The sequence below is a fragment of the Bradyrhizobium sp. SZCCHNR1051 genome, from assembly GCF_032489615.1.
Classification (GTDB): Bacteria; Pseudomonadota; Alphaproteobacteria; order Rhizobiales; family Xanthobacteraceae; genus Bradyrhizobium.
The window spans coordinates 26,708-52,383 of record NZ_JAUEYJ010000029.1 but is presented as its reverse complement, the minus strand read 5'-3'; the positions used below and the strand labels follow the sequence as shown (position 1 = coordinate 52,383).

The following is a 25,676-nucleotide window of genomic DNA, read 5'->3' as shown; positions in this document are numbered from 1 at the left end:
TTGGACAAGAGATACCCGATTGCGTATCTTGATACCAGTTAGCTGTTAGGCTGAACGACGCTTGACTGATTGTTCCTCCTCTCAGATCGACAGCTTGACGTCGGGCTCGGCGCGACCGTGAGCGCCGACGTCAAGAAGGAAAGTCTGGCCATGGCCAGGGTCGGCCGCCTTGGCCGCCGCGTCCATGTCCTGCCAGGCCGACGTCACCAGCAGGCGCGACAGATCGGGACCGACGAACGCCGGGCAGCTCGTCTGGCTGGCCGGAACCGCGATGCTGCGCAGATGCTCGCCCTGCGGGCTGTAGACGTCGACACAACCGCCGCCCCAGCGCGCGTTCCAGATCCGTCCCTCGGCATCGACGACGGCGCCATCGAGCCCACCGACACCGGCATGGCGCAGCAGCACCTCTGGCTCGCCGCGCGGCAGGCCCGTCTCCGGGTCAAGCGCGACACGGTAGAGGACGTTCTCATCCGTATCGGCGAAATAGCCGATCGCGCCATCCGGCGAGAAGCAGATCGCGTTGGGAATGGTGACGTTGGGGAACAACCGGATGATCTCGCCGCGATGCAGCGCATAGATCGAGCCCAGGCCGCACTCGGCGTTGCGGCCCATGGTGCCGATCCAGAACGTGCCGGAGGGATGGACCCGCGAATCGTTCGACCGCGTCGCCGGATTGTCGGCTTCGAGCGGCAGATGCAGCGACAGCGCGCCGTCGGCGACGCTGCGGATGTAGAGTCCGTCCTCGGCCACGATCAGCTGCCTGTTGGCATCGACGCGGCCGAGCGCGCTCGCCATCTTGCCGAGCCCGTGGCGGCGGACTTCGCCGCTGCCGATCTTGGCCTCGAACAGCAGACCCTCCCGAATGTCGAACCACCAGGCGGTGTCGGTGTGGGGATCGTAGGTCGGCCCCTCGCCGAGATGGCAGCGCTCGTCGCAGAGGATCGTGGTCGGCACCTGCTCGATCATCTGGGCGCTCCCGCGGTTGAGAAGCGATACACGGTCTCGTGCTCATAGACGTCGTCGGGCCCAAGGCGCGCGCTTGGAAAATCCGGACGGTTCGGACTGTCCGGCCAGGCCTGCGGCTCCAGGCAGAGCGCGTCGGATTGACGATAGACACGCCCCTTGCCGCTCACGGTCGCGTCAAGATAGTTGCCTGAATAGACCTGCAAGCCAGGCTGATCGGTGAGCAACTCCATGATCCGCCCGGAGCGCGGCGACTCGAGCCGGGCCGCGAAACGCACGCCAGAGCCGTCGCGCAGACAGAAATTATGATCATAGCCGCGGCCACATTTGATCTGCGCATCGTCGGCACGGATGCGCGCACCAATGGGATGCGCGTCGCGGAAATCGAACGGCGTCCCCACGACGGAATGCGGCGGCCCCGCCAGCGGGATCGCAGTCTCGTCGATCGCGAGATAGTGGTCGGCTTCGACTGTCAAACGATGATCGAGAATGCCGGTGCCGGCGGCCAGGCCGTCGAGATTGAAGAAGCTGTGGTTGGTCAGGTTGACGATCGTCGTCCGGGTCGTCCGGGCGCTGAAGCTGACGGCCAACTCCATCGGCCCGGTCAACTGATAGGTGACACGAACGTCGAGCCGCCCCGGATAGTTGGCCTCGCCGTCGGGACTGACATAGAGCATCGTGACCGAGGGCTGGGCGCCGTCTTCGGTGGCGACGATCTGCCAGAGCTTGCGGTCGAAGCCGTCGGGGCCGCCATGCAATGCATGCGCACCATTATTGGCGTCGAGGCGCAGGTCCTGACCGTCGAGCGAAAAGCGCGCCTTGGCAATGCGGTTGGCGTAGCGTCCGACCGTTGCACCGAAAAATTTCCGGAGCTTGAGGTAGCTCAGCAGGTCGTCGTGGCCGAGCACGACGTCGTCGACGCGGCCCTGCGCATCCGGCACCAGCAGCGCCTGCAGCGCCGCGCCGTAAGTGATGATCCGCGCCTCGAAACCGTGAGCGCCACGCAAGGTGACGCGCTCGACCTCGCGGCCGTCCGGCAGCGTGCCGAAGACATCCCGGGTGATCCGTGCCTGCTCCGCCATGGCGTCAGTCCTCGAACGGCTCGACGAATTGGCGGCGACCGAGCAGGAAAGCGTCAGCCACCAGCCGCAGCGGCGTCAGATCGACGTCGCTCGCACCGGTCCTTGTGAGTTCGACGAAGCGACGGTAGAGGCCGGGATACTCCCGCTCCCTTTCGTCGACCATCGGCTGGTCGTCCGCGGTCATCCGCGCGCCGCCCAGCGACAGCGTCAACTGGCCTGCGTCGGTCTCGATCCGGATGTCCCAGCTCTGCGGCCCGGTCTGGCGGAAGTCGAACTCGGCCGCGATCGGCAGGTCGCTCGCCGTCGACAGTGACAGGTTGGCCGCGATCGGAGCCTGGCGGTTGGACGGGAACGACAGTTCCGCCTCGGTCACGAACACCGGCTCTGGCAGAATGCGGGTCAGGATCGACAGCGCGTTGATTCCGGGATCGAACACCCCTAATCCGCCCGGCTCCCAGATCCAGCCCTGCCCCGGATGCCAGACGCGCACGTCCTCCTTCCAGTCAATCCGCACGCTGCGAATCTGGCGGGAAGACAGCCACGCGCGCGCCGGCTCGACGGCGGGCGCGTAACGTGAATGCCAGGTCGCGAACAGCGTGCGCCGCTTCGCGGCGGCAAGCGCGACCAGCGGATCGAGCTCGCTGACGGCGGCGCCCGGCGGCTTCTCCAGCATCACATGCTTGCCGGCTTCCAGCGCGGCAAGCGCCTGCGCACGGCGCACCTGCGGCGGGGTGCACAAGGCGACCGCGTCGATCTCAGGTCCGTCGCGCAGCAGCTCTTCGATCGTGCCGAAATGCGGCAGGCCGGGCAGCGAGGCATTGCGGCTCGCCACTGCCGTCAACGTCACGCCCTCGGTGGCGGCGATCGCGGGCACGTGCTGGTCGCGCGCGATCTTGCCGTAGCCGACGATGGCAACACGAAGCTCGCTCATCTCCTTAGCGTCCCCAGCGCAGCACGACCGGGTCGAGCCGGCGCGCGATCTCGATCAGGCCCTTTTGCGTCGCCGGATGAATCGCCGGCTGCGGGCTGCGCAAGGTGTCGTGGCGGATCACGCCGCCCGCCTTCATCAGGATCTTGCAGGTGGCAAGCCCGCACTGCCGGTTCTCGTAGTTGATCAGCGGCAGCCAGCGCTCATAGGCCGCCGCCGCGGCCTCGCGGTCGCCCGCGAAATACGGATCGACGATCTTGCGAATGCCGTCGGGATAGCCGCCGCCGGTCATCGCGCCGGTGGCGCCCGCGTCGAGATCGGCCATCAGGGTGATTGCCTCCTCGCCGTCCCACGGACCTTCGATCGCCGTGCCGCCTGCCTCGATCAGCGCGCGCAACTTGTCGGCCGCGCGCGGCACCTCGATCTTGAAATAAGCGAGGTTCTCGATCTCCTTGGCCATGCGCGCCAAGAACGGCACCGATAGCGGCGTGCCGGCGACCGGCGCGTCCTGCACCATGATCGGAATCGAAATCGCGTCCGACACGCCGCGATAGAATTCATAGATGGAGATGTCCGGCACGCGGAAGGTGGCGCCGTGATAGGGCGGCATCACCATGACCATGGAAGCGCCCTTCTCCTGCGCGCGGCGCGAGCGCTCGGCGCAGACGAAGGTCGAGAAATGCGTGGTCGTGACGATGATCGGCACGCGGCCGGCGACATGATCCAGCACCGTGGTCATCACCAGATCGCGCTCGTCATCGGTCAGCACGAACTGCTCGGAGAAATTGGCGAGGATGCAGATGCCGTGCGAGCCGGCATCGATCATGAAGTCGATCGCGCGCTTCTGGCCCTCGAGATCGAGGCGGCCGTCAGCGTCGAAGATGGTCGGCGCGACCGGGAAGACGCCCTTGTAGAGCTTTTTGGCGGAAGCGGTCATGCGGCACCTCTAGTGATTGTCGCGCGGCACCGGCGAGCCGCTGCGGCCAACGAGAAAATCGAAATCAACGCCGCGATCCGCCTGCAGCACGTGATCGATGTAGAGCTTCTGATAGCCGCGAGCCGCATGCGGCTTCGGCGGCGTCCAGGCGGCGCGGCGCGTCGCCAGCTCCTCGTCGCTGACATGCAGATGCAGCGCGCGGGCGGCGACGTCGAGCGTGATCATGTCGCCATTCTTCACCAGCGCCAGCGGTCCACCGACGGTGGCCTCCGGCGCGACGTGCAGGACGACGGTGCCGTAAGCGGTGCCCGACATGCGCGCATCCGAGATGCGGATCATGTCGCGCACGCCCTGGCGCAGGAGCTTCGCCGGGAGCGGCATGTTGCCGACCTCGGCCATGCCCGGATAGCCCTTCGGTCCACAGTTTTTCAGCACCATGATGCAGGACGCATCGATGTCGAGATTGTCGTCGTCGACGGCGTCATGCATCTCCTCGACACTCTCGAACACGACCGCCCGTCCCGTATGGTTCATCAGCTCCGGCGAGGCCGCCGACGGCTTGATGACGGCGCCGTTGGGCGCGAGATTGCCGGTGAGGATCGCGATGCCGGCTTCCGTCTTGAACGGCGAGTCGAACGGGGTGATGACGTCGGCGTTCCAGTTCGGCGCGGCGGCGACGTTGTCCCATAGCGTCTTGCCGTTGACGGTGCGGGCGTCCTTGTGCAGCAGGCCGCGCTCGCCGAGCGCGCGCAACACGGCCGGCAGGCCGCCGGCGTAGTAGAAGTCCTCCATCAGGAAGCGGCCCGACGGCATCAGGTCGACCAGGCAATGCACGTCGCGGCAGAGCCGATCGAAATCATCGAGCGTCAGCTCGACGCCGACACGGCCGGCGATGGCGAGCAGATGCACCACGGCATTGGTCGAACCGCCGATCGCGGCCAGCGTGCGGATCGCATTCTCGAACGCCTGCCGCGTCAGGATGTCGGACGGCTTGAGATCCTCAGCCACCATCTCGACGATGCGGCGGCCGGCCATGCGCGCCAGCAGGTTGCGGCGCGCGTCCGCAGCAGGGATCGCCGCATTTTCCGGCAAGCCAATGCCGAGCGCTTCCACCATCGACGCCATGGTCGAGGCCGTGCCCATGGTCATGCAGCTGCCGGCGGAGCGGTTCATGCCGGCCTCGGCCTCGTGGAATTCCTTCAGCGTGATCTCGCCGGCACGCAGTTGCTCGCTCATCGAGATGATGTTGGTACCGGAGCCGATGATCTGGCCACGATAGACGCCGCGCAGTTGTGGCCCGCCTGAAACACCGATCGCAGGCAGATTGGCCGAGGCGGCGCCCATCAAGAGCGCCGGCGTGGTCTTGTCGCAGCCCATCAGCAGCACGACGCCGTCGAGCGGGTGCGCGCGGATCGCCTCCTCGACATCCATCGAGGCGAGGTTGCGGAACAGCATCGCGGTGGGGCGCATCGTCACCTCGCCGAGCGAGGAGACCGGAAACTCCAGCGGATAGCCGCCGGCATCGAGCACGCCCTGGCGGACATGCTCGGCGATGACGCGGAAATGCGCGTTGCAGGGCGTCAGCTCCGACCACGTGTTGCAGATGCCGATGACGGGCCGTCCATCGAAACGATCCTGCGGCGTGCCGCTGTTCTTCAGGAATGAGCGATAATAGAAGCCCATCTTGTCCTGGCGGCCGAACCACGCCTGGCTCCGCAGCGTCTTCTTCTCGTTGTCGTTGCTCATTCCCGGTCCGTTCGTGCAGCCGACTGGGCATGGCGCCGCCGGCCGTTGTAGATGACTTCGATCATCGCCTCGGAGGCGCCCTCGGGGTCTCGAGCGGCGATCGCGTCGATGATGCGCTGGTGCCAGACCAGCACGGTGTCGCGATCGGCAGTCTCGATCGGGGCGCTCAGGACGAACGAGGCGCGCAAGGCGGCTTCGATGACGGCGCCGATCGAGCGCATGAAGGGATTGCCGGAGGCATTGGCGATCGCGATGTGCAAAGCAAGGTCGGCTTCGGCGAAGGCGACCGAGGTCGACGGCTCGCGCTCCATCTGCGCCATTGCCTTGCTCATCGCAGCAAGATCGTCCTCGCTGCGGCGTTCGGCAGCGAGCGCCGCCGCGCGCGGCTCGATCGCCAGCCGGATCTCGGCGAGGTCGGCGAGGAAGCGCTTGTCGATGCCGGCATCGAGGTGCCAAGCCAGCACGTCGGGATCGAACATGTTCCAGTCCGAGCGTCCGCGCACCACGGTGCCGACGCGCGCCTTGGTCGACAGCAGCCCTTTTGCAACGAGCGTCTTCACGCTTTCGCGCAGCACCGGACGCGACACGCCGAACGTCGCCGTCAGTTCGGCATCGCCGGGCAGGCGCGCTCCCTCGGCCAGACGGCCGGAGATGATGTCGATGCCGATGCTGCGGGCGACCTCGGCATGGTTGGAATGCGCGCGCCGTGTCGGAATCGAGACGAGCTGCGAGGTCATGTCCTCGCCCCCGCCGGTTTGATGGACGAGCGGCGCGCCAGCGCCATCAGACCTTGCTGCAGCGCAATGAAAACGAACAACAGAACCCCCGTGGCGATCTTGGTCCACCAGCTCGACAGCGTGCCGTCGAAGTTGATGTAGGTCTGGATCATGCCCTGGATCAGGACGCCAAGGAAGGTGCCGATGACGGAGCCCTGCCCGCCCGTCAACAATGTTCCGCCGATCACCACCGCGGCGATGGTGTCGAGCTCGACACCGACCGCAGAAAGCGAATAGCCGGCCGCCGTATAGAAGGAGAAGACGATGCCGGCGAGGCCGGCAAGCACGCTCGACAGCATATAGATGCGGATCGTCATCGGTCCGACCGGAATGCCCATCAGGGCCGTCGCGGCGCGGCTGCCGCCGAGCGCATAGACGTTCGCGCCGAAACGGGTGAGGTGCAGCAGCAGCGCGCTCAAGACCAGGATGACCAGCATGGCGATCGCAATCGCGGTGAGTCGTCCGCCGCCTGGCAGCCGGATCGCGAAATCGGACACGGCGCTGTAAATCGGCGCGGTGATCGGAATCGACTCGGTCGACAGCAGGAAGCTGACGCCGCGTGCCAGGAACATGCCCGCGAGGGTCACGATGAAAGGCGGCAGGTCGAAGACGTGGATGACGGCGCCCATCGCGGCGCCGAACAGCGCGCACAGCACGAGCACCATTGCGAACGCGGCAACGGGCGGGATGCCCCAGCGCTCGATCGCGAGCGCCACGAACACCGTGGTGAAGCCGATCACCGAGCCGACCGACAGATCGATGCCGCCGGAGATGATGACGAAGGTCATCCCCGCCGCAACGATGCCGAGGAAGGCGTTGTCGGTGAGCAGATTGGCGACGACGCGGGTCGAGGCGATGTTCGGGAATTGCAGCGCGCACAACGCGAAGCCGGCGACCAGCACAAAGGCCGTGATCGCAACCGAGGTCGATGCTCTCATGGCTTCATCCTCCGCCAGCGCGCGGTGAAGCGCGAGAGATCGCCGAGCCGCGGCGACTGCGCCAGCAGCACGGCGAGCACGACGACGGCCTTGACCAGCAGGTTGAGCTCCGGCGGATAGCCCGAGAGCAGGATGCCGGTGTTCATGGCCTGGATGATCAGCGCGCCGGCGACCGCCAGCACCAGGCTGAATCGCCCGCCGAACAGCGAGGTGCCGCCGATGACCACGGCGAGGATCGCATCGAGCTCGAGCCACAGCCCGGCATTGTTGGCGTCGGCGCCCATGATATCGGCGGCCGCAATGACGCCCGCGAGCGCGGCGCACAGTCCGCACCAGACATAGACCGACAGGATCATGGCGCGGGTGCCGACGCCGGAGAGCTCGCTCGCGCGTGCATTGCCCCCGGTCGCCTCGATCAGGAGCCCGAGCGCGGTGCCGCGCACGACCGCCCCCGTCACCAGCAGCATGCCGACCGCGATCACGATCGGCGTCGGCAGGCCGAGCACGGCGCCGTTGCCCATCCACACCAGGTCAGGCGACGTGAACGTGACGATGCGCCCCTCGGTGATGAGCTGCGCGATGCCGCGCCCGGCAACCATGAGGATGAGCGTGGCGACGATCGGCTGGATGCGCAGGACGGCGACGAGGATGCCGTTCCACAGCCCGCAGGCGAGGCCGACGGCGAGCGCCGAGCCGATCACGACCGGCAGCGGCTGCGTATCGGCGAGGCTCGCCGCAGTGGCGCCTGCGATCGCCATCACGGCGCCGACCGAAAGGTCGATGCCGCCGGTCGCGATCACCAGCACCATGCCGAGCGACAGCAGCGCCACCGGCGTGCCGCGGTTGAGCACGTCGATCACGCTGCCGAACAGCCGGCCATCCTGCAGATGCAGGTTGAAGAACTGCGGCGACACTGCGCGATCGATGATGAAGATCACGATCAGTGCTAGGGCTTGCGCGAGACCACGGCGCGGAATCCGGAGCGTCATGATGCAGCCTCGTGCGCCGGCTCGCCATCGGCGGCGATTGCCGCGAGGATGCTGGAGACTTCGACGGCCTCCCCTTTCAGCTCCTCGACATGGGCGCGATCGCGCAGCACCACGACACGGTTGGAATAGGTGACGATCTCGTCGAGCTCGGAGGAGATCACGAGCAGCGCCAGGCCCTGCTCGCAGAGCTCGCGCACCAGGCGGATGATCTCGGCATGGGCGCCGACGTCGATGCCGCGGGTCGGCTCGTCGAGCACGAGAAGCTTCGGCGAGGTCGCAAGCCAGCGCGCAAGCAATGCCTTCTGCTGATTGCCGCCGGACAGCAGCCCGATCGGCCGTTCCGGATCGGGCGGCCTGATGTCGAGCATGCGAATGTAGCGCATCGCGATCTCATCCTGCTCGCGCCGCGACAGCGGCCGGTGCAGGCCGCGCCGGGCCTGCAGCGCCAGGATGATGTTCTCGCGCACGGTCAGATCGGCGACGATGCCCTCGGTCTTGCGCTCCTCCGGGCAATAGCCGAAGCCGAGCCCGGCGGCGTCGCGCGGCGAATTCAGCCGCACGGTCTCGCCGTTGACGGTGGCCGCGCCGCTGTCGGCGCGCTCGGCGCCGAACACCAGCCGCGCCGTCTCGGTGCGGCCGGAGCCGAGCAGGCCGGCAAGCCCGACCACCTCGCCGCGGCGCAGCTCGAGATCGAACGGAGCGAGATAACCCTGCTTGCCGTAGCCCTTGAAGCTGACACAGACCTCGCGTGCGGTCTCGGGTTGGCTGGCGGCACGTTCGCCGGTGGTCTCGGCGAGCTCGCGGCCCAGCATCATGCGGATCAGGTCGAGCCGCGGCAGATCGGCAATCTCGCGCGAGCCGATCAGCCGGCCGTTGCGCAGCACGGTGACGCGGTCGCAGATCTCGTAGACCTGGTCGAGGAAGTGGCTGACGAAGATGATGCCGATGCCATCAGCCGCGAGCTTTCGCATCACCTTGAACAGGATCTCGACCTCGTGGCGGTCGAGGCTCGCCGTGGGCTCGTCGAGAATGAGGACGCGCGCCGACAGATCGACGGCGCGCGCGATCGCCGTGATATGCTGGACCGCGACCGAGTAGCTCGAAAGCGGTGCGCCGACGTCGATGTCCAGCCCATAATCCAGCAGCAGCGCATGCGCCCGCCGCTTCATTTCAGCCTCGCGCACGACGCCGAAGCGCGTCGGCTGCCGGCCGAGATAGAGGTTCTGCGCCACCGAGAGGTTCGGCAGCAGATTCACCTCCTGATAGACGGTCGCGATGCCGGCATCGACCGCGTCCTTGGCGGAGCGCGGCGCGATCTCGCGGTCCGCCAGCCGCACGGTGCCGGCGTCCCGCGCGAACACCCCGGTGACCACCTTGATCAGGGTCGACTTGCCGGCGCCGTTCTCGCCCAGCAGCGCGTGAATCTCGCCCTCACCCAGCGTGAAGTCGACATCATCAAGCGCCTTCAGCGCACCGAAGCTCTTGGCCAGGCCGCGGATTTCCAGCAGGGCTGGACGCATCGCCGGCGGAGCTGAACTATCAGACATGACGAACTACTTGGCGATCACCAGGAAGGTTGACGCCCGCACAATGTGCGGACGCCAGCGACTTGTCGTCCATCGTCCCGGCGAGCGCCGGGACGACGGCTCAACAGCCAAGGCTCAGTAGCCGAGGCCCTTCTTGCTGTCGTAGACCTTCTGCGGCTCGTCAGCCGCCGTGTAGAGCTTCGATTCCGTCTGGATCCACTTCGGCGGAACGGTGCCCTTCTCCTTGAAGGCGACGATGGCGTCGAAGGCCGGGCCCGCCATGTTCGGCGTCAGCTCGACGGTCGCATTGGCTTCGCCGGCGGCGATCGCCTTGAAGATATCCGGCACGGCGTCGATCGAGACGGTCAGGACGTCCTTGCCCGGCTTGAGGCCGGCTTCCTTCATCGCCTGGATCGCGCCGACCATCATGTCGTCATTGTGGGCATAGACGGCGCAGATCGACTTGCCGCCATTCTCGGCCTTGATGAAGCTTTCCATCACCTCTTTGCCCTTGGCACGGGTGAAGTCGCCGGTCTGGCTGCGCACGACCTTCAGGTTGGCATTCTTGGCGACGACCGCGTCAAAACCCTTCTTGCGGTTGGTGGCGACGCTGGCGCCGACCGTGCCCTGCAGCTCGACGACGTTGCAGGCCTTGCCGCCGACGGTCTTGGCGAGCCACTCGCCGGCGACCTCGCCTTCATGCACGCTGTCGGAGGTGACGGCGGTCAGATAGAGGTCCTTGCCCGACGGATCGATGTCACGGTCGAGCAGCACCACCGGAATCTTGGCTTCCTTAGCTTCCTTCAGCACGGCATCCCAGCCCGAGGCCACGACCGGCGCGAGGAAGATCGCATCCACCCCCTGCGCGATGAAGGAGCGGATCGCCTTGATCTGGTTTTCCTGCTTCTGCTGCGCGTCGGCGATCTTCAGGTTGATCTTGCGCTTGGCGGCTTCCGACTTGGAGACGGAGGTCTCGGCGGCGCGCCAGCCGGACTCGGAGCCGATCTGCGAGAAGCCGACGGTCAGTTCGGCGGCGCTGGCGGACGTGGCAAGCAACAAGGCGGCCGTCGCGGAGGCCGCAAAGAGGGCTTTCAGGGTCATCAGGCGTTCTCTCCCAAAATGATCTGTTTTGGATGCGCCGCCGCTTCGAGCGGTGTCGTCGCACCTTTTCAGCCGGCCTTAGCAGCCGACGCGCCCGTTATTCCACGGAACCCTAGGGCTGACTAGTCATATTATTTGACTGTAATACTTTTTGAAAAGGATGCGCGAGCCCATAGGCGCACACTGCCCAAGAGCGACAGCATACACCAATGAAATCTTAAGTTGTCAGCAGCGTTCAGCTAGCGCAGCTTGGTCGCCTCGCGGGCGCGCAGCTCGATCGCGGCCCAGGCGCCCGCCTTGATGTCTGCCGCCGGCGCGACCCAGGAGCCGCCGATTGCGACGACCTTCTTGTGCGCGAGCCATTGCGCAGCGTTGCCGGCATTGATACCGCCGGTCGGGCAGAAGCGCACGCTCGGGAATGGTCCGGCCAGCGCATCGAGCGCGGCAAGTCCGCCGGCCGGCACCGCCGGAAAGAACTTCACCAGCTCATAGCCGCGCGTCACGCAGGCGATGAGATCCGACGCGGTCTGGACGCCCGGCGCGAACGGCAGCTCGCCGGCTTTCTCCGCATCCAGCAGCTCGATCGACAGCCCCGGACTGATCGCAAACGCCGCGCCAAGCCTGGCCGCGCGCTCGTAGTCCGCTGGTGTCAGCACCGTGCCAATTCCGACCACGGCATCCGGCACCTCGCCAATGATGGCCCGCGCAGCATCGAGACCGGCTTGCGTGCGCAAGGTGATCTCGATCACGCGCAGACCACCGCTCACAAGGGCGCGCGCCAGCGGCACGGCGTGCGCCGCATCGTCAATGGTGATCACGGGGATCACCGGCGCCAGCGCGAGCACCGCATCGAGCTTCGCGCGCTTGTCCAGAGTGCTCATCACGCCTCGCTCATCGCCAGAATGTCCCGCGGCATCGCGGTTGCCGGAATCACGGCCCCCGGCGCCATGATCACGGCCCCCGCCAGCCGGTGGCCCGCCAACGCCGCCTTCCGTGGCGGCGCGCCCTTGATGCGCGCGGCGAGATAACCCGCATTGAAGGAATCGCCTGCCGCCGTGGTGTCGATCGGCTTGAGCACCGCGGGCGGCGCAATGTCGACCAGCACGCCATCGGCATGGATCAGACAGCCGCGCGCGCCGCGCTTGACGACGACTTCGCCCACGCCGGCGTCCTTGAAGCGGCGCAGGCTGACCGACGCATCGGAATCGCCGAACAGCATCTGCTCGTCCTCCAGCGTCGGCAGCGCGACGTCGACCAGCGGCAGGATCGCGCGGAATGCGCGTTGCGCCGCCTCGCGGCTGGCCCAGCCGCGCGGCCGATAGTTGCCGTCGAAGGCGACCCGCGCGCCGCGCTTGCGCGCCACCGTCAAGAGCTCGCGCAGCTTGGCCTTGCCGGTCTCGCCGTACAGCGAGAGGCTGATGCCGGAGAGATAGATCCAGTCGAAGCGCGAAAGCCTGTCGAGCATGTCGCTGTCGGCGCGATCGAACAGCTCGCGCGCCGGCGCGCGGTCGCGCCAATAGAGGAAGCTGCGCTCGCCCTTGGCATCGCGCTCGATCATGTAAAGGCCGGGCACGCGGCCTTCGACCTGCAACACCTCGGCGGTATCGATGCCCTCCGCCTGCCACGCAGCCAGCATCATGGCACTCAAGGGATCATCGCCGAGCGCCGTGACGTAGGAGGTGGGCACGCCGAGCCGGGCCAGATAGAGCGCCGTGTTGAGCGTGTCACCGCCGAAGCCGCGCCGGAACAGACTGCCGTCCTCCTGCGCGAACTCCACCATGCACTCTCCGATGCAGGCGACTTTCATCGGCGTCGATCCATCCATCAAAACGTCAAATGAACCTTCATCGACCGGCTTCGATCGCTGGCGAGCTCGAAGGCGGCAACCGCCTGCTCGAATGGCAGCGCGGCCGAGATCAATGGCTTGACGTCGAGCAGCCCCTCGCCCATCAGCCGCACCGCCAGCTCGAATTCGCGGTCGAACCGGAACGTGCCGCGCAATTGCAGCTCCTTCGTGACCAGCGTGTTGACCGGCAGGGCCATCTCGCCGCCGAGCCCGAGCTGGACGATGATGCCGCCGGGCCTGATGACATCCAGTGCGGCACGCAGCGCGGCCTGGTTGCCGGACGCCTCGAACAGCACGTCGAACGTGCCCTTGCCGGCGCGCCACGGATCGAGCGCGGAGGGCTCCGCGCCGACATTGAAGGCGTGGCTGGCGCCGAGGGCGCGCGCGACCGCAAGCGGCGCATCGGCGACGTCGGTTGCCACGATCTCGGCCGCGCCGCCGTAACGCGCAACCAGGATCGACAGTGCACCGATCGGGCCGCAGCCGGTCACCAGCACCCGCTTGCCGAGCAGCGAGCCGGCCTGATGCGCCGCATGCAGGCACACCGACAGCGGCTCGGCCATCGCCGCTTCGCCGAGCGACAGGGACGGCGCGATCGGAACAGCCTGCGCGGCATCAACGGTGACGAACTCGCGGAAGCCGCCCTGCACATGGGGATCGCGCATCGCGCTGCCCATGAAGCGCATGTCCAGGCACTGGTTGCGCAGCCCCTCGCGGCAATAGACACATCTGCCGCACGGCAGGCTCGGGTTGACCGCGACGCGCGCGCCTTCGGCAAGGCCGCTGACGCCGCTGCCCACCGCGGCAACGATGCCGGCGATCTCATGGCCCAGGGCCATCGGCTGCTTGATCCTGACGGTGCCGAAGCCGCCATGATGATAGTAGTGCAGGTCCGAGCCGCAGATGCCGCCGGCTTCGATCTTGACCCGGACCTCACCTGCTCCGGGCGCCGGATCGGGATAGCTGTCGATGCGCAGATCCTTGGGCGCATGAATGACGACGGCTCGCATCGGCTGTTCTCCCTGGCTCGTTGTCCCGGCCGATCCTACATCGACGCCAGCATGCCGCCATCGACATAGATGGTCTGGCCGTTGACATAGGTGGAGGCCTCGGAGGCCAGGAAGATCGCGGTGCCGACCAGCTCGTCCGGACGGCCCCAGCGCTTCGCCGGGACGCGCGACATCAGCCAATTGTTGAAGTCGGGATTGCTCATCAACGCCTGGTTCATGTCGGTCAGCATGTAGCCGGGGCCGATGGCGTTGGCCTGGATGCCGTGCGCCGCCCATTCGACCGCCATCGCACGGGTCAGGTTGCGGACGCCGCCCTTGGCCGTGGTGTAGGGTCCGATCGTCGGCCGCGCCAGCTCGCTGCCGAGCGAGCCGATGTTGATGATCTTGCCGCTCTTGCGCGGGATCATCCGCTTGGCGGCCTCGCGCCCGATCACGAAGGCGCTGGTGAGATTGGTCTCGATGATCCGGCGCCACTCGTCGGTGGTGAACTCGACCAGCGGCTTGCGGTGCTGGATGCCGGCATTGTTGACGAGGATGTCGATCGCAATCCCCTCGTCATCGAAGCGCGCGAAGGCGCGGACGACGGCCTCTTCGTCGGTCACGTCGAACGGACAGGCCTCGGCCTGATGGCCCACGGCGCGGAATTCCTCCACGGCTGCCAGCGTGCGCGCCGGGTCGGTGCCGTTGATGACGAGCCGCGCGCCAGCCTTGGCGAAGCCTTCGGCGATGGCGCGGCCGAGGCCACGCGAGGACCCGGTCACCAGCGCGGTCTTGCCGGAGAGATCGAAGAGCGAGGTCGACATCGGTTCAACTCGTGGAAGGCTTCGGGCCGGCATCCTCGGTCACGCGACGCGCCCTGACAAGCGCGTTATCCTGCCCTGCCGATCAAACCGGGAGACGGTTAATGGCCGCTACCGCGGTCATGACGCCGCGGATCTCGGCAAGACCTTTGAGCCGGCCGACCAGCGGATAGCCTGGATGGGTGCCGCGACCGATGTCGTCCGCCAGCTCGTGGCCGTGGTCGGGCCGGAACGGAATCCGCCAGTCCGGCTCACCCTCGGCCTTGCGGCGAGCCTGCTCCTTCAGCAAGGTCGTCACGACCGCAACCATGTCCACGTCGCCGCGCAGATGCTCCGCCTCCATGAACGAGCCGTCGAGCATCTTGGTGACGTTGCGCAGATGCACGAAGCGGATGTGCGGAGCGAAGCGCTCGGCCAGCGCCGGCACGTTGTTATGGCCGCCGGCGCCGAGCGCGCCGGTGCAGAACGTGATGCCATTGGCCTTGGACGGGGCGGCATCGACGATGAACTGCAGATCATCGGCTGACGACACCACGCGCGGCAGGCCGAACAGGTCCCGCGGCGGATCGTCCGGATGGACGCACAGGCTGACGCCGCACTCCTCCGCCGTGGGTACCACCTCGCGCAAGAAGCGCGCGTAGTTGGCGCGCAGCTCGGCATGGCCAATGCCGCGATATTTCTCCAGCATGCGGCGCAGGCCGGGCACGTCGTAGCGATCGTAGGCCCCCGGCAGCCCCGCCATGATGGTCGCGAGCAGACGGTCCTTGTCGGCTTCCGAGGCCTGCGCCACCCAGGCGCGGGCACGGTCGAGCACGTCGGAGGAGAACTCCGCCTCGGCGCCGGGGCGCTGCAGGATGTAGCAGTCGAACGCGGCGAAGCGATCCTGATCGAAGCGCAGCGCGGTGGCGCCGCCCGGCAGGCGGAAGGCGAGCTCGGTGCGGGTCCAGTCCAGCACGGCCATGAAATTGTAGCAGACGGTGGTGACGCCGCAGGCAGCGAGGTTGCGCAGCGACTGCCGGTAATTGTCGAACAGGTCAGTGAGGTCGCCCTCGCCGAGCTTGATCGCCTCCGACACGGGCAGGCTCTCGACCACGCTCCAGCGCAGCCGCAGCGATGAATCACCCTCGATCATGCCGATGCGCTTGACGATCTCATCCGTGCTCCACACCACGCCATAGGGAATGTGGTGCAGCGCGGTCACGATGCCGGTCGCGCCGGTCTGGCGGACCTGCGGCAAAGTGATGGGATCATCCGGTCCGAACCAGCGCCACGTCTGTTCCATGTCGTCCACCTTCCAAAACGCGTGCGGTCAGCGCCGCCGCCGTGTCCTTGTGCGCGGCTCGGCCTGCGCCAACTCTTCCTGCCGTGCAAAAATGCCGTCAGCGCGGCGGAACACCTCGCGCAAATGACGGCGCATCGCTGCCACCGCCTGGGCCTCGTTGCAGGCCGCGAGCCCGTCCAGGATCTCCTGATGCTGCGCGATCAGGAGCGGAATGTGGCCGGCATCCTCGATCAAGGTCAGATGCCGGACGCGGTCGAAATGGATCTTGGTCTGGCGGATCACCTGCCAGACATGCGGATGCCGGCTGGTGCGGGCGATGGTCTGGTGGAACGCCTCGTCATGGGCGTAGAACTCCGCGGGAGTCGCGGCCGCCTTCTGCTTGTCGATCAGTTCGTTCAATTCACGCAGCGAGGTCGCATCGATGTAGCGCACGGCCTCGGCGACCAGCGCGCATTCCAGATGCTCGCGGATGAACTGGGCTTCTCCGAACGCCTCGCGCGACACCGGCGCGACGACGCTGCCGCTCTGCGGATAGATTCGAACCAGATCGACATCGGCTAGCTTGATCAGCGCCTCGCGCACCGGCGTGCGGCTGACGCCGAGTCGCTCGCACAGATCGAGCTCGGCCATCGGCGTCCCCGGCGGCAGCGCGCCGGAGACGATGTCCTCGAGCAGCCGCTCATAGACCTGATCGGCGAGCCGCCGCCCGGCCTTGCCGTCCATCCGCGTCAGCGGTGTCAGATCGTCATCCATGGCGGCAGTCTATCCGATTCACAGGAAGCCGATCGAGATCCAAGGCAGGAACACGATGAGAAGCAGCGCGATCAGGAGCGCGGCGAGGTGCGGCCAGACATGGCGGATGACCTCGTCGGGCGAGGCGCGGCCGATCGCGCAGGCGAGATAGAAGCCGACGCCGAACGGCGGCGTGAACAGGCCGAGCCCCATCGCGAACACCGCGATGATGGCGTAGTGCACCTCGTGCACGCCCATCATGCGCGCGATCGGAAACAGCAGCGGCCCGAACAGCACCACCGCCGGCACACCTTCGAGCACGCTGCCGAGCACGACGAAGGCGAGCGCCGAGATCAAGAGGAAACCCCAGCGTCCGCCGGGCACCGCAACCATGAGGTCGACGAGCTGCTGCGAGAAGCCGGACTGGGTCAGCGCCCAGGCCATGCCGGTGGCCGCACCCACCACCAGCAGGATCGCGCCGGACAGCGAGGCGGTATCGACCAGGATCGGATAGACCCGCTTCCAGTCGAACTGGCGATAGACGAAGATGCCGACCAGCACCGTGTAGATGACGCCGATGGCAGCGACCTCGGTCGCGGTGGCGACGCCCTCGACCACCGCCGAGCGGATGACGATCGGCAGGCCGAGGCCGGGGATCGAGATCGCGAACAGCTTCAGCCGCGTCTTGGCGTCGAAACGCTGCGCGCCACCCATGTCCTCCTTGCGGGTCTGCATGAAGACCACGACGGAGAGCGCGATCAGGCCGACCACCGCCGGCAGCAGCCCGCCGGTGAACAATGCGGCGATCGAGACGCCGGTGACCGATCCGACCGTGATCAGCACGATCGAGGGTGGGATCGTCTCCGACATCACGGCCGAGGCCGACAGCAGCGACACCAGATCACCTTCGGAGCTGCCGCGCTGCTTCATCTCGGGAAACAGTGCCGGCGCGACGGCGGCCATGTCGGCCGCCTTGGCGCCGGAGATGCCGGAGACCAGGTACATCGCGCCGAGCAGCACATATTGCAGGCCACCGCGGAGATGGCCGATCAGCGACACGAGAAACAGGATCATCGCCCGCGCCAGCCCGGCGATCTCGATCAGCGCTCCCAGCAGCACGAACATCGGCACCGCCAACAGCACCATGTGCGACATGCCCTCGCTGACCCGGCCGGGTACGATCGAGACGGGCACCGTGGTGCTGAAATGCAAGTAAGCCACGGTGGCGAGCAGGAAGGTGAACGCGATCGGGGTGCCGATCACCATGGCACCCGCGACAAGGACGAAGAAGAAGATGAACAGATTGTAGTTGCCGAGATCCTCCAGCACCGGTGCGGCCGCATAGAGCGCCCCTGCGCCGGCGAATACCAGCGCCAGCACGCCGATGATCTGCGGAAGGCTCGCCTGCTGGACCAACCGGTCGACGGCCGTGAGCAGCATGAGGAGCACGCCGACCAGCATCGCCGCCTCGCGATAGCCTTCGCTGATCTCGAGCACCGGCATGTTGCTGATCAGATGGCTTTCGAGGTGATGCCAAGACGGCATCACCAACGCGACCAGAACGGTGCAGACCAGCATCAGGCCGAACGCATCGGTGCGCGCCCGCCACGCCGGCGAGAGGTTGCGCACGAAAGCGGTGAGACGCATGTGCTCGGACCGGCGCAGCGCCACCACCGCGCCGAGCATGGCGAGCCAGACGAACAGCACGGTGGCAAACTCGTCCGACCAGATCAGCGGTGCATTGAAGACGTAGCGCGCAGCCGTTGCTGCGCCGAGCAACACCAACTCGGCGACGACGATGGCCGCGGCCAACGCCTCGACCGTGCGGCCGAGCATCTGGTCGAACCGCGCGAACACACCGTGCGACGGCACGGAGGTCGTCGCTGTGATGTCAACGGCCATTGCATCCTCCCCGGCTCGTTCCTTGTTCATCGCGACCGCCGTCATTCCGGGGCAAGGCCGCAGGCCTTGAACCCGGAATGACGATGAGCATGCAACGGCTTGGCGGTTTATGACGGGCTTCCACGAATTCGTCTCGTTCCACAGCGCTTGACTGGGCGTGGCCTCAGAGCTGGCCGACCGACTTCTCGAGCAGGCCCCAGGCCTCGGCGCCGAACTTGGTCTTCCACTCGGTGTAGAAGCCGGCGGTGCGCAACGCGTCACGGAACGGCTTGGTGTCGACCTTGTTGAACGCGACGCCTCCCGCCTGCATTTCGGCTTGCGCCTTTTCGTTGAAGCTCTGGATGTCCTGCCGCTCCTTCACGGCGGCCTCCGACAGCGCCGCGGTGATGGCGTCGCGCACGTCGGCGGGCAGACCGTTCCAGCGCGTCGCATTGGCGAAGATGTGGTGACCGTCCCAGATATGGCCGGATAGCGCGATGTATTTCTGCACCTCGTAGAGCTTGGCGCTCTGGATCAGCGCCAGCGGATTCTCCTGGCCGTCGACGATGTGCGTCTGCAGCGCCGCATAAAGCTCGCCGAAATTGATCGGCGTCGGCGCAGCACCGAGCGTCTTGAACAGCGTCACCCACAGCGGATTGCCGGGCACGCGGATCTTGAAGCCCTTGAGATCGTCGGGCGAGGCGATCGGCTTGGCGCCGGAGGTGATGTTGCGATAGCCGTTGTCGAGGCATTTCGGGAGCACGTGCAGGCCGACCTTGGCGAACTCGCCGCGCACATGGTTGCCGAGATCGCCGTCCATCGCCGACCACACCTGGTCGTAACTCTCGAACGCGAACGCCACCGCATTGATGCCGCCGATCGGCACCACGGTCTGGTTCACGCCCGAGGTCGACATGAAGTCGAGCGCGCCGGTGCGGACTTGCGAGAACATGTCCGGCTCGCTGCCGAGCTGGCTGTTCGGATAGACCTGCAGGTCGACCAGACCATTGGTCTGCTTCTTGATGACCTCCGACGCCTCGATGATTCTGATGACGCCGGGATGGGTGGCGGGAAACGCCGTGCCGTAACGCAGGCGATACTTGGCCGACTGCGCCCGGGCTGGCCCGAACGCCAGGGCAGACACCCCGGCGAGTGCGGTGCCGACGAAGCTGCGACGGGACATGGATGTGGACGAAGACATTGGCAACCTCCCCTGCCGGCCCGCTTGGGGGCCTTTTGTATGTCATTCATGGATCTAAAGCCTATAATGGATACTAAATAATGTTTCAATACATAACTTGTATCCAAGTTTTGAGATTGCTATACGGCAGCCGCTCACGGTGGAGATGAGCGCCCAAGAAGCGCCCAAGGGATGGAGGAACGCGTGAAGAGCCTCGTGGTGGAGCGGCCCGGCCGCCTGTCGATTGAAACCCGCACCATTCCCGAGCCCGCCGCCGGCGAGATCCGCATCAAGGTCGAGCGCGCCGGCATCTGCGGCTCCGACATCCACATCCTTCACGGCAGCAACCCGTTTGCGCGCTATCCGCGCGTCATCGGCCATGAATTCTTCGGCCGCATCGACAAGCTCGGCGACGGTGTCGACGCACGGCTCGGCGCTCGCGTCGTGGTCGATCCGGTCGTCGCCTGCGGCCACTGCTATCCCTGCTCGGTCGGCCGTCCCAATGTCTGCGCTGAACTCGCCGTGCTCGGCGTGCACCGCGACGGCGGCTTCTCCGAATATTCCTGCGTGCCGGCCGAAAACGCGCATCTGCTGCCGGACAGCGTCGACGACGACAAGGCGCCGCTGGTCGAGCCGTTTTCGATCGCCGCCAACATCACCGACCATACGCGCGTGTTCGCTTCCGACGTCGCGCTGGTCTATGGCGCCGGGCCGATTGGGCTGACCGTGATCCAGGTGCTCAAGCGCGTCTATGGCGTCAAGGAGCTGATCGTCACCGACCGCATCGACCAACGCCTCGACGCGGCGCGGCACAATGGCGCCGATCGCGTCATCAACACCGCGCAGACCGCCCTGCCCGCAGCGCTCGCGGACGCCGGCCTGAAGCCGACGCTGATCATCGATGCCGCCTGCCATCCCGCCATCCTCGCTGAAGCGATCGAGATCGCCTCGCCCGCAGCGCGGATCGGCCTGCTCGGCTTCTCGGCCGAGCCCTCCACGATCGTGCAGCAGAAGGTCACGGCGAAGGAGCTTTCGATCCACGCCTCGCGGTTGAACAGCGGCAAGTTCGCCAAGGTGATCGCGTGGTTCGCCAGCGGCACCTTGCAGCCCGAGCGCCTGATCACCCACCGCTTCGAGCTCGACGCCTACGCCACCGCGTTCGACACGTTCGAGCACAACCAGACCGAATGCTGCAAAGTGCAGTTGATCTTCTGAAGTCCCGCCATGGACCGTCTCAGCCCCGCCACGCTCCACCGCCTGCCTGTCGGCATCCCGAAACCGGACTACGACCGCACGGCCGTCGCGACCGGCATCGTCCATCTCGGGCTCGGCGCGTTCCATCGCGGCCACCAGGCTGTCTACACCGATGCGCTGCTCAAGGATGATCCGCACTGGGGCATTCTCGGCGTCTCCTTGCGCTCACCCGACACCCGCGATGCGCTCGAACCGCAAGGCGGCCTCTACAGCGTGACGGCCAGCGACGGCGCCGGCCATGCGCGGCGCGTCATCGGCGCGCTCACCGGCGTTGCGGTCGCGCCGGAAGATCCTGCGGGCCTGATCGCACGGCTGGCCGATCCCGCGGTGCGTATCGTCTCGACGACAGTGACCGAGAAGGGCCACAGCCACGATCCGGCCACCGGCGCGTTGCGCGCCGATGATCCCGACATCCGCCACGACGCTCTAAATCTCACGCATCCGCGAAGCACGCTCGGCTTCATCGTCGGCGGCCTGCGGCTGCGGCGGCAGCAGGGCCTGCCGCCCTACACTGTGCTCGCCTGCGACAACCTTCCCGCCAACGGCCACACCCTGCGCGGCCTTGCCATCGCCTTCGCCGGGCTGGTCGACCGCGATCTCGCCGAATGGATCGCGGACAATGTCCGCTTTCCCTCGACCATGGTCGACCGCATCGTGCCGGCCACCACCGACGCCGACCGCGCCGATGTCAGCGCTGCGCTCGGCCTCGACGATGCCTGGCCCGTCGTGACCGAGCCGTTCAGCCAATGGGTCATCGCGGATGATTTCGGCGGCGACCGTCCGGCCTGGGACGCCAGCGGCGCGCAGTTCGTCCGCGACGTCGCGCCGTTCGAGCTGATGAAGCTCCGGCTGCTTAACGGCGCGCATTCGACGCTCGCCTATCTCGGCTACCTCATGGGATGCGAGACGGTGGCCGCAGCCATGGCCGAGCCCGACCTCGCCGGCCTCGTCGAGGACATGATGCGCGACGAGGTCACCCCGACCCTGCCCGCGCTCGGCGGCTTCGACGTGACCGCCTATCGCGCCGCGCTGCTCAACCGCTTCCGCAATCCGGCGCTCAAGCATCGCACGGCGCAGATCGCGATGGACGGCTCGCAGAAGCTGCCGCAGCGCCTGTTCGGCACGATCCGTGACCGGCTGGCGCGCGGCGTGCCGATCACCCGGCTCGCGCTCGCCGTTGCGGGATGGATGCGCTACGTCAGCGGCACTGACGAGCACGGCCAGCCGATCGCGCTGCGCGACCCGCTGGCGGCCAAGCTGCGCGCACTGGCGGATGAGGCCGGCCCGGTCGCGAGCCGGCTCGCGCCGGCGTTGTTGTCGGTTACGTCAGTCTTCGGCCACGGGTTGCCGAACGATCCTCGTTTCGCGCGTGCGGTTGAGACAGCACTCGGTAGCCTCTTCCTGAATGGAACCCGTGCGACTGTCGCGCGGATCCGGCAAGACGTAGGCTGACGTCACGTCGGCTCTAGCCGGACGACGGGCGACATCAGCATCGAACTAAACGTTCGGCAACAGCTTGCCCGGATTCATCAGCCCATGCGGATCGAGCGTAGCCTTGAGCTGTCGCATCAGTTCCAGCTCGAGCGGCTGCTTGCACAGCGGCATCTCGGCGATGCGGAGCTGGCCGATGCCGTGCTCGGCGCTGATCGAGCCCCGGCGGCGGGTGATCTCGTCGTGGACGATACGGGTGATCCGCGCACCGTGCTCGTAGAACTGCGCCTCGCTCATATCGAGCGGACGCATCAGGTTGTAGTGCAGGTTGCCATCGCCGAGATGGCCGAACACCATGGGCCGGACGCCCGGCAGCGCCGCACGGACTGCTGCATCCATCACATCAACGAAATCGGCGATCTCGGCGACGGGGACGGCGATGTCGTGCTTGACCGCCTTGCCCTCGCGCACCAGCGCCTCCGACACGCCTTCGCGCACGCGCCAGAACGCCTTCGCCTGCGTGCCGTCCTGAGCAACCACGGCATCTGAGGCGATCCCGTTCGCCATCGCCTCGGCCAGCGCAGTTTCGAGCCGCACGGTCAGCGCGCTCTCGTCACCAATGTCGCTCAGTTCGATCAGCACTGCCGCGCCGGGAAGCGCCGCGAATGGCAGCCGCGTGTCCGGCATCTGGCGCAGGATCATCTCCAGCGTCGCCGAGGTGAGGAACTCGAACGCGGTGAGCCGGTCGCCGCAATGCGCACGCGACAGCCGCAGCAGCGCGAGTGCGGCGGCTGCATCGGCCACGGCGACGAAGGAGGTCGCACGCGCGGTCGGCTGCGGAAACAGCTTGAGCACGGCGCCGGTGATGATGCCGAGCGTTCCTTCCGAACCGATGAACAGATCGCGCAGCGCGTAGCCGGTGTTGTCCTTGCGCAAGGAGCGCAGGCCGTCCCAGATCCGGCCGTCCGGGAGCACCACCTCGAGGCCGAGCGTCAGCTCGCGCATCACGCCATAACGCAGCACGGCGACGCCGCCGGCATTCGCCGCGAGATTGCCGCCGACGGTGCAACTGCCCTCGGAGCCCAGGCTGAGCGGAAACAGCAAGCCGGCCGCGCGCGCGGCGTCCTGCACCTTGGCCAGTACGACGCCGGCATCGACCACGATGGTCTGGCCGATGGCATCGACCGCGCGGATACGGTTCATCCGCGCCAGCGACAGCACGACCGCCCTTCCGCCCGCATCCGGCGTCGCGCCGCCGGACAGGCTGGTGTGGCCGCCCTGCGGCACCACGGCGGAGCGCGCCTCGGCGCAGGCCACCATGACGGCCGCAACCTCCGCGGTCGAGCCGGGGCGCACCACCGCAATCGCAGTGCCATGATACTTGCCGAGCCAGTCGCGCAGATATGGCGCCTGATCCTCGGCCGCGACGAGAACATGCGCCGCGCCGATGGCGCCCTGCAGCCTTTCGATCAGCTCCGTCATGATCAGCGCTTTGACCCTTTGATGGCTTGAGAGGCCGATGCCCGCAAACTAACAGGCCAGCCGATCGCGATCCCAATACCAAGTTGTCCGGCGTCCATAATCGATTGTTATGGGTGCGTTCAGGCCGGCGCCAGCGCCACTGGCGGCGCGATGTGCGGCACGGCTTCGACCAGCTCGCGGGTGTAGTCGGTCTGCGGGTTGGCGAACAGCGCCCGGCTCTCGCCCTGCTCGACGATCAGGCCGGTACGCAGCACGATGGTGCGGTCGCACATCATGCGCACGACGTTGAGATCGTGGCTGACGAACAGGAAGGCGAGATTGTCCTCCCGCCTCAGCCTGTTGAGAAGCTGCAGCACCACGGCCTGCACGGAGACGTCGAGCGCCGCGGTCGGCTCGTCCAGCACCAGGAGCCGCGGCCGGCAGGCAATGGCCCGCGCAATGCCGACGCGCGCCTTCTGCCCGCCGGAGAGCTGATGCGGGAAGCGCGACAACAGCTCGCGCGGCAGCCCGACGCGGTCTGCGCATTTCTCCACGCGCTGGCGCAGCTTGTCGCCGTTGCGCATGTTCATCAGCCGAAACAACGGATGAGCGATGCAGTCGAACGCGGTATAGCGCGGATTGAGGCTGTCGTTCGGATCCTGGAAGACGATCTGAATGTCCTTGCGCAGCTCGGAACGGTGGAAGTCGCGTGCCGGGATCTGGCCGATCGGCCGCCCGTCGAACAGGATCTCGCCCTCGCTGGGATCGATCAGGCGGCAGATCATGCGCGAGGTCGTGCTCTTGCCCGAGCCGCTCTCGCCGACCAGGCCGACGCTCTCGCCGCCGCGCATCGTCATCGAGAAGTCGGCCACCCCAACAGTGCCGTCGTCGAAGCGCTTGACGATGTTCTTGACGTCGAGCAGCAGCGGCGTGCCGTGCGGCGGAGGCGGCAGCTCGCTTATCTCGACCAACGGAATCCTCTCGCCATCGGGCACCAGATCCTCGATGCGCGAGGTCGCCGTCGGCGATGCCGCGACCAGACGCTTGGTGTAGGGGTGCTGCGGGCGATGGAACAGCGTCAGCGGCTCGGCCTGCTCGACCAGCCTGCCCTGCTCCATCACCACGACGCGCGCGCAGTAGCGCGCGGCGAGCCCGAGATCATGCGTGATCAGGATCGTCGCCATGCCGCGGTCGGCGGCGATATGAGCGAGCAGGTCCATCACCACCTTTTGCGTGGTGACGTCGAGGCCGGTGGTCGGCTCGTCGGCGACCAGGAGCTGCGGACTGCAGGAGATCGCGATCGCGATCATCACGCGCTGGCACATGCCGCCGGACAGCTCATGCGGATAGGCGCCCATGCGCCGCTCGGGATCGCGGATCTGCACCGCCTTGAGCAAGCTCAGAGCCTCGGCCTGCGCCTCCTGCCGCGACAGACGGCGATGGGCGAGGATCGCATCCGCAATCTGCTGGCCGACGGTGCGGATCGGGTTGAGCGCGGCGCGCGGGTTCTGGAAGATCATCGCCATGGCTGCGCCATGCAGGCTGCGCAGATCGGCGCCGTCGGCGCGGGTGATGTCCTGCCCCTTGAAGCGGATGCAGCCATCGGTGATGCGGCCGGCCTTGTCGAGCAGATGGGTGATGGCAAAGCCGGTCACCGATTTGCCGGAGCCGCTCTCGCCGACAAGGCCCAGCATCTCGCCGGGCTGCAGCGACAGCGACACGCCGCGCACCGCCTCGACGAGGCCGCGGCGGGTCGAGAACGTCACTTTGAGGTTCTCGACCTCGAGCAGCGGCGCGCCTTTCACATCGGGTG

The 25,676-nt window shown here is 67.0% G+C and carries 22 protein-coding genes; 2 read left to right on the top strand and 20 right to left on the bottom strand.

Annotated elements, in window-relative coordinates; translation table 11 throughout:
* Positions 1–81: 81 nt before the first annotated feature.
* The 18 genes from QW868_RS29880 to QW868_RS29795 form a co-directional block, all read right to left on the bottom strand.
* On the bottom strand, positions 82–966 hold the full coding sequence (locus QW868_RS29880) for an SMP-30/gluconolactonase/LRE family protein (RefSeq protein WP_316232215.1): 885 nt from the start codon (positions 964–966) through the stop codon (positions 82–84).
* Positions 963–2,045, bottom strand: a complete 1,083-nt coding sequence (locus QW868_RS29875) for an aldose epimerase family protein (RefSeq protein ID WP_316232214.1) — start codon at positions 2,043–2,045, stop codon at positions 963–965. The genes QW868_RS29880 and QW868_RS29875 overlap by 4 nt, the downstream gene beginning before the upstream one ends.
* A gap of 4 nt (positions 2,046–2,049) precedes the next feature.
* A complete protein-coding gene (locus QW868_RS29870) occupies positions 2,050–2,976 on the bottom strand; it encodes a Gfo/Idh/MocA family oxidoreductase (protein WP_316232213.1) in 927 nt (308 codons plus the stop codon).
* A 4-nt stretch (positions 2,977–2,980) separates the two neighbouring features.
* Positions 2,981–3,910 carry a dihydrodipicolinate synthase family protein gene (locus QW868_RS29865; protein ID WP_316232212.1) on the bottom strand — a complete coding sequence of 310 codons (930 nt, stop codon included), beginning with the start codon at positions 3,908–3,910 and terminating at the stop codon, positions 2,981–2,983.
* A 9-nt stretch (positions 3,911–3,919) separates the two neighbouring features.
* A complete protein-coding gene (locus tag QW868_RS29860) occupies positions 3,920–5,656 on the bottom strand; it encodes an IlvD/Edd family dehydratase (protein ID WP_315811756.1) in 1,737 nt (578 codons plus the stop codon).
* Entirely contained in the window at positions 5,653–6,393 is a 741-nt protein-coding gene (locus tag QW868_RS29855) for a FadR/GntR family transcriptional regulator (protein WP_316232211.1), read from the bottom strand. Before QW868_RS29855 ends, QW868_RS29860 begins: the two co-directional genes overlap by 4 nt.
* Positions 6,390–7,370: a galactofuranose ABC transporter, permease protein YjfF gene (gene yjfF / locus QW868_RS29850; protein ID WP_316232210.1), complete on the bottom strand. Its 981-nt coding sequence runs from the start codon at positions 7,368–7,370 to the stop codon at positions 6,390–6,392. Before yjfF ends, QW868_RS29855 begins: the two co-directional genes overlap by 4 nt.
* Positions 7,367–8,359, bottom strand: a complete 993-nt coding sequence (locus QW868_RS29845) for an ABC transporter permease (protein ID WP_316232209.1) — start codon at positions 8,357–8,359, stop codon at positions 7,367–7,369. Before QW868_RS29845 ends, yjfF begins: the two co-directional genes overlap by 4 nt.
* Positions 8,356–9,906 carry a sugar ABC transporter ATP-binding protein gene (locus tag QW868_RS29840; RefSeq protein ID WP_316232208.1) on the bottom strand — a complete coding sequence of 517 codons (1,551 nt, stop codon included), beginning with the start codon at positions 9,904–9,906 and terminating at the stop codon, positions 8,356–8,358. Before QW868_RS29840 ends, QW868_RS29845 begins: the two co-directional genes overlap by 4 nt.
* Positions 9,907–10,020: 114 nt before the next feature.
* Positions 10,021–10,986 (bottom strand): galactofuranose ABC transporter, galactofuranose-binding protein YtfQ, encoded by a 966-nt coding sequence (gene ytfQ / locus QW868_RS29835; protein WP_315781805.1) that lies wholly within the window; start codon positions 10,984–10,986, stop codon positions 10,021–10,023.
* A 239-nt stretch (positions 10,987–11,225) separates the two neighbouring features.
* Complete coding sequence (eda, locus tag QW868_RS29830; protein WP_316232207.1) at positions 11,226–11,870, bottom strand: bifunctional 4-hydroxy-2-oxoglutarate aldolase/2-dehydro-3-deoxy-phosphogluconate aldolase; 645 nt, start codon at positions 11,868–11,870, stop codon at positions 11,226–11,228.
* Positions 11,867–12,793 (bottom strand): sugar kinase, encoded by a 927-nt coding sequence (locus QW868_RS29825; RefSeq protein ID WP_316232206.1) that lies wholly within the window; start codon positions 12,791–12,793, stop codon positions 11,867–11,869. Before QW868_RS29825 ends, eda begins: the two co-directional genes overlap by 4 nt.
* Before the next feature lie 17 nt (positions 12,794–12,810).
* Entirely contained in the window at positions 12,811–13,842 is a 1,032-nt protein-coding gene (locus tag QW868_RS29820) for an L-idonate 5-dehydrogenase (RefSeq protein ID WP_316232205.1), read from the bottom strand.
* A 35-nt stretch (positions 13,843–13,877) separates the two neighbouring features.
* Positions 13,878–14,645, bottom strand: a complete 768-nt coding sequence (locus QW868_RS29815; protein WP_316232204.1) for an SDR family oxidoreductase — start codon at positions 14,643–14,645, stop codon at positions 13,878–13,880.
* An 82-nt stretch (positions 14,646–14,727) separates the two neighbouring features.
* On the bottom strand, positions 14,728–15,924 hold the full coding sequence (gene uxuA / locus QW868_RS29810) for a mannonate dehydratase (protein ID WP_316232203.1): 1,197 nt from the start codon (positions 15,922–15,924) through the stop codon (positions 14,728–14,730).
* A gap of 27 nt (positions 15,925–15,951) precedes the next feature.
* Entirely contained in the window at positions 15,952–16,677 is a 726-nt protein-coding gene (locus QW868_RS29805) for a GntR family transcriptional regulator (protein WP_315738476.1), read from the bottom strand.
* A gap of 18 nt (positions 16,678–16,695) precedes the next feature.
* Entirely contained in the window at positions 16,696–18,558 is a 1,863-nt protein-coding gene (locus tag QW868_RS29800; protein WP_316232202.1) for a TRAP transporter large permease subunit, read from the bottom strand.
* Positions 18,559–18,721: 163 nt separating this feature from the next.
* Positions 18,722–19,738 (bottom strand): TRAP transporter substrate-binding protein, encoded by a 1,017-nt coding sequence (locus QW868_RS29795; protein WP_316232201.1) that lies wholly within the window; start codon positions 19,736–19,738, stop codon positions 18,722–18,724.
* 183 nt (positions 19,739–19,921) lie between these two features.
* On the opposite strand from QW868_RS29795, the gene QW868_RS29790 reads away from it, so the two are divergent.
* A complete protein-coding gene (locus QW868_RS29790; protein ID WP_316232200.1) occupies positions 19,922–20,932 on the top strand; it encodes a Zn-dependent oxidoreductase in 1,011 nt (336 codons plus the stop codon).
* A 9-nt stretch (positions 20,933–20,941) separates the two neighbouring features.
* Positions 20,942–22,423 carry a mannitol dehydrogenase family protein gene (locus QW868_RS29785; RefSeq protein ID WP_316232199.1) on the top strand — a complete coding sequence of 494 codons (1,482 nt, stop codon included), beginning with the start codon at positions 20,942–20,944 and terminating at the stop codon, positions 22,421–22,423.
* Positions 22,424–22,468: 45 nt separating this feature from the next.
* Here the strand turns inward: QW868_RS29785 and QW868_RS29780 are convergent, their stop codons facing one another.
* A complete protein-coding gene (locus QW868_RS29780; protein WP_316232198.1) occupies positions 22,469–23,884 on the bottom strand; it encodes an FAD-binding oxidoreductase in 1,416 nt (471 codons plus the stop codon).
* 119 nt (positions 23,885–24,003) lie between these two features.
* Positions 24,004–25,653 carry an ABC transporter ATP-binding protein gene (gene nikE, locus QW868_RS29775; RefSeq protein WP_316232239.1) on the bottom strand — a complete coding sequence of 550 codons (1,650 nt, stop codon included), beginning with the start codon at positions 25,651–25,653 and terminating at the stop codon, positions 24,004–24,006.
* Positions 25,654–25,676: the final 23 nt, after the last annotated feature.